Below are 12,276 nucleotides of genomic sequence, written 5' to 3' on the forward strand. Positions count from 1 at the left end.
TCATATTTTTATTAGGAAATCCGTCTTAATATTCTATTTGCGCGGCTCGCCAATGCCGGCGTCGGATTTTTGAGCAGATGTTGAATCTGCGCTTTTAACTCATCTTCTATCCAAGGGTTTTTCTTGCGCAGATTATATAATATATCAAAACAGTTGACTGCCACTGCTACAGGGCGGTCGGGGTTAATCAGCCAATTGAAACACTGTTCGATTAGAACTTCTTCTTGATCCGATGTATGTGGTATGGCTGTTTTTATATCGGTCGCCAACATCACTATTTTCGTGTAGCTTCTAATCGTTCCCCAATGATTTTGTTCCGATAGACGATTAATAAGCACATTATATATAGAAGAGATCAGAGCAGGCCGTTGTATGCAAACATGTTCCAGAAGCCACGCCGCCCGAAAAGAAACCTGATTATCTGGATGATAAGAATACGCCAATAGACTGTATACCGTGAAACCATGGGCATGAATAAAATCCAGACTAAATACTTTCGCCGGATATTGGCGAATATCTACTTTCAAGAACTTCACCAGCTTGGGATCGAAATCTTTATTCGCCATAAAATTTTGGGTTAAAGTTAACCAAGAACAATTGTGCTGTGGCCCGGGTAATGGCGGTGTAGAGCCAACGCAAAAACTCGGTATTGAGCATATCATCGTTTAAATATCCTTGATCTACAAATACGCAAGGCCACTGTCCGCCTTGTGCTTTATGACAGGTAATGGCATAAGCAAACTTAATCTGTAAGGCATTATAATAAGGATCTTTTTTGATGGCATCCAAGCGATCTTTTCTGGTCGGTATGTCCGCATAGTCCAAGGCAATCGACTCGTATAATTGCTGCTGTTGATCATAAGGCATGTTTGGCGCATCTACATGCAAACTATCTAATAAAACACGGCATACGATCGGTTCTAACTCATCATCGTCTATAAATTCCAGCGATATATCGGCGAAGCGGAAGCCATGTTGTTCGTGTATATTACTGACCTTTCGAACCTTGGCTAGATCACCATTGGCTATAAAGCCGGTGTTTTTCTCATCGTGTTGTTGTAGCCAATAGTAGTTGTTACGTACCACCATGATTAAATCTCCTCCGGTGATTTCTTCATCGCGAAAGAGAATTTGATTCCGGATATGTTGATTATATAAATTGGCGGATTTATTGGATCGACATATAACGATGGTATTTTCGATTTCAAAACGATCGTAGCTATAATGCAATCCTTCCAGAAGCCGTTCGCCATTCATGCGGAAAATATCCGTAAATCCCTTGGTGTGAAATTGCGGGAATGGGAGGCTGGCGTCCTGTTTTTCCAAATGGATATCATTACGCACTTTAGTGGCATTATAAAGTATACCCGAAGCTCGTTGCTGTCGCACGACCTCGCGAAGTTCATAATGGAACGTTCTGAGATGATAGTTGGCTTCGAGATAATTTGGGTCTAATGCGGGGCTTTCCAACATGCCCACAGGTGGAAGCTGAGCGGTGTCCCCAACGAACATAAGGCAACAATTTTCGCCCGATTGCACATACCGAATCAAATCGTCCAATAAACTTCTCGAAAAGAACTGTTCACCAGAATCAGAAATCATAGACGACTCATCCACAATAAATAATGTATCTTCATGTAGATTTTCCGCTAAGGTGAAATCCAGCTCCAAGGTAGCTGCGGATTTTTTTCGGTATATCTTTTTATGGATAGTAAACGCTTTCCTTCCGGAATAGTGACGCATGACTTTTGCAGCACGTCCGGTAGGTGCCAGTAAAACCGATTTCTTTTGAAGCGTAGATAAAACCTTTACCAATGCGCTGATGATGGTCGTCTTTCCAGTTCCGGCATAACCCCTTAAAACAAAGCAGGTAGTCGGGTGAAAAGTACTTAAAAATTCTTCCAGAAGTACAAACGATTCCTGCTGTTGCCGGGTAGGTTGCCATACAAACTGTTGGGTAAGCAGGTTCTGAATATGCATAATCAAAGTTATGCAAAAGGTTGGTCATATCAATTGGAAAAGCTAATTTTGTTGAGGGACTTCTAAAACCCAGAGCATGAAATATACGTCAAAGAATTTCCATTTACATTATATACCGCAGTACAAGCTGTTCGTAAAAGCTGATTTTTTAGAGGATACGTTAATCGTTGTGGATGAATCGAATAGGGTTCAAGCCATGTTCTCTTATCCTATCAACGAACCTGATGCAGAAGCTATCAAATTATTAGGTTTGCCGTTCCAGTACGTATTCATTAGCTTGCCGGTACAAAGTTTGGTGTTTATTCCGACTGAGGTATATCAAGAAGAAAATCGTCCATTATATCAAACGTTCTTAGAAGATGACCACACAGAGCGTACGCGGGTTTATTCGTTGGACAATTTACAAGTAACGGTATGCTATCAATACGACCTGTTGCTATACAATCGTTGGTGCGCCATCTTTCCACACGCGAGATTTGTAACTGATTTTCAGCTTCTTTTAAATGAAGTGCAAGCCTATATTCCAATGCAAGGAGAGGTGTTGGGCGCTCATTTCAATAATACACAAGTAGAGCTGTTTGCATTTAAAAATGGAAGATTTCTGTTCTATAACGTGTTCGATATACAACACGTAGACGATTTGAATTATTTTGTATTAACGACGTGCGAGGCTTTTGGTTTACATATCAAACTACACAAAATATTGATTTCAGGCGTTGATGCCGAACATACTTATAGCGCTGCGCTTGCTCACTTTGCAAACCGCATTGAATTTATGCAAGCCCAGAGCGATTTGCACACAGATGATGAAAACGTTGGGAAAGAAGTCAGCCGTTTTAACTTCATCGTAGATGCTCCTTTATGCGTATCATAGCCGGACAATATGGAGGACTTCGATTATCTCCTCCATCGAATTTACCAGTTCGCCCGACGACGGATATTGCAAAGGAAGCGTTGTTCAATATCCTAGATAATCGGATTGCGTTAGACGAATGTGAGTGCCTTGATCTTTTTGCCGGAACGGGTAATATCAGTTTTGAACTGGCTTCCCGAGGTGCTTTGTCGGTAGAGGCAGTTGATATTCACTTTAAATGTTTGCAGTTTATTAACGATACAACGAAGAAATTAAAGATTGACATTATCCACACACGCAAAGCGGATGTGCTGAAGTTTGTTGCTGCGTGTAAAACTCAATATGACTTTATTTTTGCCGATCCACCATATGATTTATCGTCCTTACCACAATTAGCCAACCTTATTATTGGCAATGAGCTGTTGAGAGCGGGCGGGATGATGGTTATTGAACATCCTTCTACACGAAAAATGGATGATTCACCGTTTTATATGGAGACAAGAAAGTATGGCTATTCTTCGTTCAGCTTTTATAAGTTGGAATCGTAATCTTTAAATTTAATCGGACATGAAAACAGCCGTTTTTGCTGGATCGTTTGATCCTTTTACTTATGCCCACCAAAATATAGTTGAAAGGGGTTTATCGTTATTTGATAAGATTGTGATTGCAGTCGGCGTAAACAGTACGAAAAAGGGACTGATGTCTTTTGATGATCGCGTAAAAGCTATTTCGGATCTATTCCAATCGAACGAAAGGGTAGAAGTGACGCAGTTTTCGGGTCTGACGATTGAGTTTTGCAAGGAAATAGGTGCAAAATACCTGCTTCGCGGTTTGCGTAATACCGGTGATTTTGAATTTGAAAATGCGATAGCACAGAATAACCTCTTGCTCGCACCTGAAATAGAAACGTATTTCCTTATGGCAAAATCCGGATTAGCACATATTTCTTCGACGATTGTGCGAGATATTTTGTCTCACAAAGGTGATGTTTCAGTATTGGTTCCGAAGGAGGTTTTGCGGTATATATGAGAAAGAGATAATACAGATACAGAAGAATAACAATGAACATCCAAACGCACAAAATAAATAATAACGAAATTGCTGAAATAATCGCAGACGACATTATTATTCAAAATGCAGAAGACGCATTGGATTTAATGGGTAATGTATATTATCAAGGATTTGACAAGACGATTATCTATCAGAAAAATATGACGCCTGATTTTTTCGATTTAAAAAACAAGATGGCTGGAGAAATTCTACAAAAATTTTCTAACTATCGCGTTTCTCTTGTCATTATAGGTGATTTCTCAAACTTTAAAAGCAAAAGTCTGAACGATTTCATTTACGAAAGCAATAAGGGAAAGCACGTAAATTTTGTAGCTTCCCTTGATGAGGCTTTAAACGCTTTAAGTAGATAAATAAAAAACTACGTCCTGCCAATGCGTACCTTCCGACCTTTAATCTTCTGATTATTCGCTTGTTTGATAACGCTGGCAGCTACAGCGCGTTCTACAGCTACGTAGGATTCTTTATCCTTGACCTCGATTATTCCTACCTGCTCTTTGGATACACTGTCCAGATTTAACAGAAAACCGACAATATCTATCTTATTGATTTTGTCTTTTTTACCTCCGGTAATATAAAGTGTTGCAAAAGGTGAGTTCGGTGGGAGAGGGTACTCTTCATCTAAAAGCACAGTTTCACTATTTTCCGGTACGTAGGGGTATTCTTCTTCCGGTTTCAGGATAACGTACACCTCACCGCTGGCTTGCATACGTGCCGTTCGGCCATTACGATGAGTGAAAGCGTCTTCTTTATAGGGCAATTGATAATGTATAATAACGTCCACTTCCGGAATATCCAGTCCCCGGGCAGCTAAATCCGTCGTGATTAAGATACGATTGGAGTTGTTACGGAATTTAAGTAACGCAAGTTCACGGTCTTCTTGTTCTAAACCCCCATGAAACATGTCGTGTATAATTTCCCGATTTTCAAGCAATTCACTGATATGATCTACAGCCTCCCGATGATTACAAAAAATAAGCGTTTTCTTTTCTCCGTTCTTGCACAACAATTTAAATAACGTACTTAATTTATACTGTGCGGGGGTGACTACTTTCTTGATCGTGAGTTTAGGAACCGTATCGACATCAGCAGAAAAATCGACTGTAACAAAATCACCAATTCCGGTAAATGTCGGAATATCGGTCATTTTCGTTGCCGAAGTGAGTATACGATGTTGCAGTCGTGGCAGCTGTTCGATGATATATTGCATTTGCCCTTGGAAGCCGAATTCCAACGATTTGTCAAACTCATCCAAGACAAGTGTCTTTATAGTGGAAACGTCAACGTAGGATCTTTCGATATGATACATCACCCGTCCCGGAGTACCTATCAATAAACTTGGAGCTTCGCGAAGTTTGTTGCGTTCCGTCTTTGTATCATTTCCACCATATACACAAGTTATTTTGTAACCCGTAAGCGCTTTACGCATAACTTGTTCGATCTGCAGCGCCAATTCACGGGTTGGCACCAATATCAACGCTTGTACACCTTGCTTATCTATTTTTAGATGTTTCGCTAGCAACAAAGCAAACGCGAGTGTCTTACCACTTCCGGTGGGAGAATGTAAAACGAAATCTTTTGTATTATCATAGTTATCCAGGACGGCATGTTGCATAGCATTTAGTTCAGCGATCTGCATCCTGTTTAGAATTTGTTGAAGCTCCATGCACCAAAATTACGGATTATTTTCATGTTCCTTTCAAAAATTGGCATATTAATTGCTTATATACAGTAATTCATAATTTAGGTTAATAATTGGTTAGTTAGTAAAAGGCTTCAATCTCCCCGATTGAAGCCTTTTTAATTTTCCATAAACATATCCACGTTTTATATGTTTATTTCAAAAAAGAGCAGGGGCATTCGTATGCGGATCAAAACAATATTTATCGGGTTGTTATTATTAGGTGTAGGTTGTAATCAATCAACACAGCAGAAAGAAGAACAATATGACGGATCGGATACGATGTCCTTAGATGGCGATCAACAGACAAAGAATCCGTTTATTTATGTTCCGACAGATGCCTTTTGGGAATACCAATTTGACACCACTACTAATGATTTTAAGCCGGTTAAACTGCGGGAAGTCCAAGCAGATACCTTGACAGCCAAACGCATTGAAGAGATGATTAATCATACATGGCCGAATGTACAGATTAAGTATATCGAGACTTTTGGTGATACGGTGTACCTTGAAATTCCCGAAAGCACCGTATTGACACAGCAAATGGGGACAGCGGGAGCACAACAGTTTATGGTCTCCACCACCTATTCGTTTACAGAGCTGCCAAATGTACGGTATGTCGCGTTTGGTTTTGAAGAAGGCGACCACGCTGTACCGGGGGTCTATCACAGAGGTTCGTGGGATCGCCGGTAATGTCAGAAAAATTACTTTCCGTTATAGGTAATACTGCCATCGATTTCTAATGTAATACGATCTGATGATGATGTCGAGATCTCTATTTTAGCGTCACGTTGCTGTAAGGGTCTGACGATAGAACCGTTCCAAGAACCCGGTATGTTCTTAAAATCAACCAGCAGGCAGAATGGACTGGATGTCGTTTCAAAAGTAGGAGAAAATTCTACCCACTCATCGGTAGACAACAGGATGAGGCTATCGGTATAGGTCTTGTTCAATTTATAGAATAATTTATTAGGCAGTGAAAAGACAAGCTGTTCATTGCCTTTCCAGACACTTTCGATAAGCGGCACGCTAATTTCCTGTATTTCCTTTTTTTCTATACTATTAAAATCTTCGTCATAATCGTACACGACAATAGTATCCTGTTGCATTATCATGTTATTACCAATAAAAAGGTCTGTATATCCATACGAGTTATCTATTAGTTTGGTTTCTTCTATTCCCGAGACAGCAGACAAAAAATTAGTGATAACCGGTGTTTGTGCGAGTGGCAGCATACTCCAAAACGATAGAAAGAGATTGGTATGTTCTTTCGGTTTACGCACCTGCATATTATCGGTCGGTATCTCCGTAGTAAGTTGCCATTGACCAGATAACGAAATTCGATTTTCAGCTATGTCGGCAAATAACTGAGACGTTCCGTCGATGTCGCGGTAGGTTAGATGAGCATTTGTTTTTTTTGTCGAATGAAAAGGAAGATTCCTTACATACACCCAATCTTTTTCTTCTGACCATATCACTTTCATTTCTTCCACGCTGTCCGGTTTTGAAAGACCAATACGGAATAACGCATAGTGTTCATTGTAAAGCGTAGTCATAAGAAGAGGGAAGTGTGCTAGTCTTAACTCCGGAGCGTCGTCTATAGCATGTACGGAGTCGTTAGCGTATTTGTTTAAAAAAGCTTCCCATTTTCCAATATTATCAATGCGTTGGATCGTGAAAAACGTGAATGGGTCGTTGCTCAATGAAAAAAAGTGAAGTTGTGCAGGAATAGAGATTCCTGCTTTCCACCAATTCTTTACGTCCAACAAGGGTGATTTATCCCCGAATGTATCCTTCGTTCTACTTCTAAAAAGTTGGTCGAAATTATCCAACAGCAGATCGTCCAATGCAACCGATACGATAGCCTGACTTTTGGAATGCACGTATTGGTCAAGTGCCCGGTTTTTTCTGAATAGGTATAATGCAATGATGGTACCGGCTGCTATCACCAGTACCATCACAAAAATCCATAACCTTCGTTTCATCAACTCCGTATATTATCTTTCTATCGTCTTTAACAGTTCCTGTAAAAGATATTGCAGTGCATTCGTTTCCTGTTGAGGGAAATCGATCGCCATCTCTCCGGTTATCCTACCTTTTTTGTTTCCTTGAGCAGTGATGGTGACATCCCCGTATTCCGATAGATTGTTCACCAAGTGATCCCAACGTTTTATAACGGGAATTCCCAATTTATTAATGGTTTCGGGAATTTCGGCAAGATGTGTAACTGCCGTCATGGTATTGGAAAAAATTTGCTTTTTAATATGTCGATCCCGTGAGGTCTGAAAGCGATTTGTTCGGATGGCTGACAGCTGCTCTTCATCGTTGCTTACAAAGACAATATTATCCTTAAACAGGGCATATATGACTTCATCACTGGGTTTGTCTGTGATACGATAAATGCCATCCGTCTGTGTTACTTTCTCTTTGGATTCTCCCAACTTTAATATCTTCCTATATATACGTTGGTCTTCCGATGTAAACATCCATAGGAAAGTAGGAATATAATCGTCTTTTGTTTTCTTTATTTCTTTGTAATCGAACGTATTTTCATCATACTGATAGTCAATATATTCTTTTTGCACTTTTTTCATTTCGTTGATAAACAGAAGGTGATCGCCCCCCATTACTTTCGCGATAGCTTTCTCATCCAATGTGATCTCCAAAGCCGTCGCAACAATGTCTGCTACCTCTCCAAAGGAAAAATACATTGATGATCCATATAGCTGCTCTATCATGAGCGGAAAGTTTTTCAAGTAAGCTTCTGAACTGAAATTTAGCGACATATAACCTATATGGTTTTCAGGTATGTAGCGCGCAAACTTACGGTTCATCTTGTTTTTGTATATCGGCTTAATCATACGTTCCATTTCTTCGTCCAAATCGAACGATCCCTGCAATTTTAGGGTATGTTTATCTTGCACTAAATCGAGGACGATATCTTGATATGCATACGCAAGTTTCTCCATTTGGCCAACAAAGTCGTATTGCATGGCCGGCATATAATAAGACGGTATAGACTGACTATATAGACTCATCATGTTTTTTGACCAGAAATGAACTAAGGTGTTTTTCCTATCAAATTTATTTAAGAATTTATGTATAGTCGCGTTTTTGGCGGGGCGGAGGTAACGATCGAAATCTTGTGCAAGCCAGGATGCAAAAGCGGCATTTCGCAAAGAGTCGTTCTTGGCATTTCGGGCCATTTCTTTTAAGTAGGTAGAATCTGAATACGTATCATACACGGGATAATCGCTGTACACGAGAGGTTCCTCCGTTTCTAGCGCAGGTGGCGGGAAATCCGCATTTAAATTATCGGGAATGGTATCCACAAGGTAAGCCGTATCGGCTTCGAAATCATAGGCTTGCCATGCTGTTCCGACAGTATCTGTTATGGTATAGGCAGCATCTGCAGCGGCGTCAGCAATATCTTCCACATTGACCGTATCCGGTACTACATCATATGGGTAATCAAGCCATGTATTAGCTTTATCGTAAGTCGGCAAGTCTATGCCGTATCGTTGTGCAACGGAATCATTATCGAAATAATAACGACGTGCGTCACCAGTCAATATAAGCACACTGTTTTCATTCCATGCAACCTGCGTTTTCCCATCAGTGCTGACGCGACGTTCGTAGCCCTGCGACGTCGGTAACGGAGAAAGTTTGCTAAATAGATTTGTACCTATCTGATGCCCCGATTTTAATGGAAGAAGAATACCAGTATAATAAGAACTATCGGTATCTGTTTTATAGACATAAGCACTTCTATCGTAAGATAGATCAAGGTCATTGATACTTTGTATCTGTACTTCCTGACTACCCATATCATCAAAAGCCCCCAGTTTTTGCAATACCTCGTTTATCTTTTCGAAAGAACTGTGGTTTACGATAGCTTGGTTGTTGATGACGACTACAAATGATGCCTGTTCGGGCACTTGATGGATAAGATCTTGTTGTCCGTAACCAGTAGCGGCTATGGAGAGCCCCAATAACGTAGCGATATAACTTTTTTGAAGTTTCATTTTCTATTGTACAAGAGTGATTGTATTTGTTAAATTGGTAGAACCATTAATTAAATCCACTGCTTTCACCTTTAAAAGGACAGCGCGTTTATTCGCCGATATTTTAGCACCTTTATGGCGCTGGGACTGAACGTTTTTGTCAAAGCGAATAATGTTAGTGTAATATGCGTCCGCGAAGAGATTTTTGTCTTCGTTCGGAATCTTAGAAAACTCTTTTGATAGGTTCGGTGCGTAAGTATAGGAACGCGTAAATGTTTGTGAAGCGCTGTCGTATCGATAGCTATTATAACTTGTAATCTGTATTTTAAACTGAGCAGATAACGTCTTACTGAAATCATTTAGCGCCTGTACATTTTCGAAGCTGCAAGATAACGTCGCGATATAATTGTTAAAATCAAGATTATATTGCACATCGCTAATCCCTCGTGTGGATTTCAATGTCCCGACAACTTTTTCCATTTCTTGTTTGATGTCTGTTTCCGAAGGGACATCAATACCGTTAAACCGCTTCATTTTCAGGAGTGATGCAACCTTTGTACGGCTTTTGCTTAGATTCAAAGTCGCTTTGATCGTACCTGCTCCTTTGTGGTTCATATCAATCTGCTCTACGAGATCGAAACAACTACTTAGTGTCAAGCATCCGATTACGAGCAGTATCCCCATATATTTTTTCATGGTCATCTCTGTCTGACGCAAAGATAGTAATTAGTTGTCCACGAAAAATCCCCAGAATTAGGGATTTTTAAAGATGTATATATATTGTAGAGGGTAGAAAATCAATCTTCGGAATGGAATACTCCATTTTTTACAAACCGCTGGTATGCAAATCTCCGGAAAGTTTCAGGCAGATGTCCGATTACACCATGCGACCGCACAAAGTAGAAATTTCGATCGATATCAAGACCGTCGACCTCAATTATCTCTAGTTCTTCGTTATGTAGTTCTTTTGTGATAGCGTGGACGGAAAGAAATGAAAAACAATCAGTTTTCAACAAAAAGTTCTTAATACTTTCCGTACTTGCTAGATATACTTTAACGTAAAGAGATTGCCATTCTATCCCCAAGGTCGTAACAGCTTTACGGATAACATCATTTGTACCTGATCCTTCTTCCCTGAGAACATATTCCAGACTCGAGAGCTGCCTCGGAGACAACATATCCCTGCCGGCTACTTTGGGGTTTCCCTTACGAGTTACCAGAACTACTTCATCTTTGAGAAAAGTCTCATATTTCATCGAAGGGTTATCAGATAAGCCTTCTACTACGCCTAGATCGATGGTCTTATCCAATAATAATTCCTCTACTTGTCTGGAGTTCCCGTGAAAAACTTTTAGGCTTATACTGGGGAATGATAAATGGAACTCAGCCAGTATATCGGGAATAATATAGTGCGAAAGTGTGGTACTTGCTCCCAATCTGAGCTCGCCTAACAAGACACCATCCAACAAACCCAATTCACCGTTCAGTGTTTCGTAAACCGATGTGAGCCGCATGGCGTAGTCAAGAAACAGTTGACCGGCTTCAGTAAGCGCTATCCTGCGGCCCGTCCGTTCAAAAAGGTTACGACCCGCCTGCAGTTCAAGTTCGTGGATGTTCTTACTAACAGCAGGTTGAGAGATATTCATCTCCTTTGCAGCCCTGGTGAAATTCAGGTTGCGCGCAGCCGATATAAAAACTAGTATCTTGAAGTCAACATTTATCATAACCAATTTTACTAAAAATTTCCGTTACGGTGCCTAATTGACGTCAAATCCGTACTTTTTATATATCTCCTTCGCCTCATCGGAAATAAGATACGCTATGAACAGATCAGCCGCCTCCGGCCTAGGCGCATTTTTGAGCCTCCCAGCGAGATAGCTTGCCTTAATATTATGCTTTTTTGGTATCTCTATCTCTTGCACTGGATGCCCAATCATTGTTTGATACACGACTTCGGACGTCCAAACGGGGGCGACATCACTATCCCCTAAAAGGATCCTTAAAGGACTTTCCCGGTGATGTATCCGGGTAAGATAAGTTGATCCGTCCTCGACTTTCTTTTCCATCACTATATGGTGCAATATCTCACCTCCGGCTTTTTTGTATGCAATTTCTATTTGTCTGCCGATGCCCTCCCAAGCCGGATTAGGCATACTCACCCTTACATTTGATTGTTGAAGGTCTGCCAGACTCCGTATGTTTTTCGGGTTACCTTCCGGTACCATAAGACTAAGTTGGTTGTAAGCGTAGGTCTCAACCCTATTGAAATGATCCGCCATCGATTCGATTCTTCCCTTACCAGCAGTATAAACATCCGGTTTATGCGTAATCCGCAGGTTTCCAATGGTAAGAGAACCACCCTCAATCTGCTGTGCCAGTATACCGGGAGGCAATGTTTCTGCAAAGATACGTTTTATATGAGGATGTTTCTTTTTGAAACCTTCCAATAAATCGTCGATGCACATGAACTGATTGCCTGCGAAAAAGACAACCAATTGCGGATCTACAATATCACCATAAAGGTCGGGGACATTATTTATTCCCTGTATCGTAAATTCGACTGCAGATGCCGGAGGTGTATTCCAGGGTGGATCAAATCGGTGCAAATCCTGTGCATTTAGGCTTATTGTGGAGACAAAAGTTCCAAAAAAGAATAGATGATAAATAAGATTACTAAATAGTTTCATAGT

13 protein-coding genes are annotated in these 12,276 nt (G+C 40.5%); 5 read left to right on the forward strand and 8 right to left on the reverse strand.

Annotated features, from left to right (window positions below; genetic code table 11):
• Positions 1 to 11: 11 nt before the first annotated feature.
• Positions 12 to 566: a hypothetical protein gene (locus H8B21_RS06775; protein WP_190313057.1), complete on the reverse strand. Its 555-nt coding sequence runs from the start codon at positions 564 to 566 to the stop codon at positions 12 to 14.
• A complete protein-coding gene (locus H8B21_RS06780) occupies positions 556 to 1,980 on the reverse strand; it encodes an ATP-dependent DNA helicase (RefSeq protein WP_190313058.1) in 1,425 nt (474 codons plus the stop codon). The genes H8B21_RS06775 and H8B21_RS06780 overlap by 11 nt, the downstream gene beginning before the upstream one ends.
• A gap of 76 nt (positions 1,981 to 2,056) precedes the next feature.
• Between H8B21_RS06780 and H8B21_RS06785 the strand changes: the two genes are divergently transcribed.
• The 4 genes from H8B21_RS06785 to H8B21_RS06800 are packed head-to-tail and all read left to right on the forward strand — an operon-like array spanning position 2,057 to position 4,254.
• Positions 2,057 to 2,854, forward strand: a complete 798-nt coding sequence (locus H8B21_RS06785; RefSeq protein ID WP_190313059.1) for a DUF3822 family protein — start codon at positions 2,057 to 2,059, stop codon at positions 2,852 to 2,854.
• The gene (gene rsmD, locus H8B21_RS06790; RefSeq protein WP_190313060.1) at positions 2,842 to 3,381 is read left to right on the forward strand and encodes a 16S rRNA (guanine(966)-N(2))-methyltransferase RsmD; all 540 of its coding nucleotides are present in this window, start codon (positions 2,842 to 2,844) and stop codon (positions 3,379 to 3,381) included. Before H8B21_RS06785 ends, rsmD begins: the two co-directional genes overlap by 13 nt.
• A gap of 19 nt (positions 3,382 to 3,400) precedes the next feature.
• Positions 3,401 to 3,862 carry a pantetheine-phosphate adenylyltransferase gene (gene coaD / locus H8B21_RS06795; RefSeq protein WP_190313061.1) on the forward strand — a complete coding sequence of 154 codons (462 nt, stop codon included), beginning with the start codon at positions 3,401 to 3,403 and terminating at the stop codon, positions 3,860 to 3,862.
• Positions 3,863 to 3,894: 32 nt separating this feature from the next.
• Entirely contained in the window at positions 3,895 to 4,254 is a 360-nt protein-coding gene (locus H8B21_RS06800; RefSeq protein ID WP_190313062.1) for a DUF4180 domain-containing protein, read from the forward strand.
• Positions 4,255 to 4,262: 8 nt separating this feature from the next.
• Here H8B21_RS06800 and H8B21_RS06805 read toward each other — a convergent pair whose 3' ends face one another.
• Positions 4,263 to 5,540 (reverse strand): DEAD/DEAH box helicase, encoded by a 1,278-nt coding sequence (locus tag H8B21_RS06805; RefSeq protein ID WP_223814895.1) that lies wholly within the window; start codon positions 5,538 to 5,540, stop codon positions 4,263 to 4,265.
• 225 nt (positions 5,541 to 5,765) lie between these two features.
• Here H8B21_RS06805 and H8B21_RS06810 point away from each other — a divergent pair, with 225 nt between their 5' ends.
• Positions 5,766 to 6,275, forward strand: a complete 510-nt coding sequence (locus H8B21_RS06810) for a hypothetical protein (protein ID WP_190313064.1) — start codon at positions 5,766 to 5,768, stop codon at positions 6,273 to 6,275.
• Between the two features lie 11 nt (positions 6,276 to 6,286).
• Here H8B21_RS06810 and H8B21_RS06815 read toward each other — a convergent pair whose 3' ends face one another.
• The 5 genes from H8B21_RS06815 to H8B21_RS06835 form a co-directional block, all read right to left on the reverse strand.
• The gene (locus tag H8B21_RS06815; RefSeq protein ID WP_190313065.1) at positions 6,287 to 7,567 is read right to left on the reverse strand and encodes a hypothetical protein; all 1,281 of its coding nucleotides are present in this window, start codon (positions 7,565 to 7,567) and stop codon (positions 6,287 to 6,289) included.
• A 12-nt stretch (positions 7,568 to 7,579) separates the two neighbouring features.
• Positions 7,580 to 9,607 (reverse strand): hypothetical protein, encoded by a 2,028-nt coding sequence (locus H8B21_RS06820; RefSeq protein WP_190313066.1) that lies wholly within the window; start codon positions 9,605 to 9,607, stop codon positions 7,580 to 7,582.
• A gap of 3 nt (positions 9,608 to 9,610) precedes the next feature.
• Complete coding sequence (locus tag H8B21_RS06825) at positions 9,611 to 10,282, reverse strand: hypothetical protein (RefSeq protein WP_223814896.1); 672 nt, start codon at positions 10,280 to 10,282, stop codon at positions 9,611 to 9,613.
• Positions 10,283 to 10,383: 101 nt separating this feature from the next.
• Positions 10,384 to 11,310, reverse strand: coding sequence for a LysR family transcriptional regulator (locus H8B21_RS06830; RefSeq protein ID WP_223814897.1), 927 nt, complete (start codon positions 11,308 to 11,310; stop codon positions 10,384 to 10,386).
• A 33-nt stretch (positions 11,311 to 11,343) separates the two neighbouring features.
• Positions 11,344 to 12,273 (reverse strand): molybdate ABC transporter substrate-binding protein, encoded by a 930-nt coding sequence (locus H8B21_RS06835; protein WP_190313068.1) that lies wholly within the window; start codon positions 12,271 to 12,273, stop codon positions 11,344 to 11,346.
• Positions 12,274 to 12,276 lie beyond the last annotated feature (3 nt).

This window comes from Sphingobacterium chuzhouense, assembly GCF_014692525.1.
Classification (GTDB): Bacteria; Bacteroidota; Bacteroidia; order Sphingobacteriales; family Sphingobacteriaceae; genus Sphingobacterium; species Sphingobacterium chuzhouense.

Bases quoted from the DNA above. Each gene is read 5' to 3' on its own strand.
- H8B21_RS06775 (WP_190313057.1), bottom strand. From the start codon at position 566: ATGGCGAATAAAGATTTCGATCCCAAGCTGGTGAAGTTCTTGAAAGTA.
- H8B21_RS06780 (WP_190313058.1), bottom strand. From the start codon at position 1,980: ATGCATATTCAGAACCTGCTTACCCAACAGTTTGTATGGCAACCTACC.
- H8B21_RS06785 (WP_190313059.1), top strand. From the start codon at position 2,057: ATGAAATATACGTCAAAGAATTTCCATTTACATTATATACCGCAGTAC.
- rsmD (WP_190313060.1), top strand. From the start codon at position 2,842: ATGCGTATCATAGCCGGACAATATGGAGGACTTCGATTATCTCCTCCA.
- coaD (WP_190313061.1), top strand. From the start codon at position 3,401: ATGAAAACAGCCGTTTTTGCTGGATCGTTTGATCCTTTTACTTATGCC.
- H8B21_RS06800 (WP_190313062.1), top strand. From the start codon at position 3,895: ATGAACATCCAAACGCACAAAATAAATAATAACGAAATTGCTGAAATA.
- H8B21_RS06805 (WP_223814895.1), bottom strand. From the start codon at position 5,540: ATGCAGATCGCTGAACTAAATGCTATGCAACATGCCGTCCTGGATAAC.
- H8B21_RS06810 (WP_190313064.1), top strand. From the start codon at position 5,766: ATGCGGATCAAAACAATATTTATCGGGTTGTTATTATTAGGTGTAGGT.
- H8B21_RS06815 (WP_190313065.1), bottom strand. From the start codon at position 7,567: ATGAAACGAAGGTTATGGATTTTTGTGATGGTACTGGTGATAGCAGCC.
- H8B21_RS06820 (WP_190313066.1), bottom strand. From the start codon at position 9,607: ATGAAACTTCAAAAAAGTTATATCGCTACGTTATTGGGGCTCTCCATA.
- H8B21_RS06825 (WP_223814896.1), bottom strand. From the start codon at position 10,282: ATGAAAAAATATATGGGGATACTGCTCGTAATCGGATGCTTGACACTA.
- H8B21_RS06830 (WP_223814897.1), bottom strand. From the start codon at position 11,310: ATGATAAATGTTGACTTCAAGATACTAGTTTTTATATCGGCTGCGCGC.
- H8B21_RS06835 (WP_190313068.1), bottom strand. From the start codon at position 12,273: ATGAAACTATTTAGTAATCTTATTTATCATCTATTCTTTTTTGGAACT.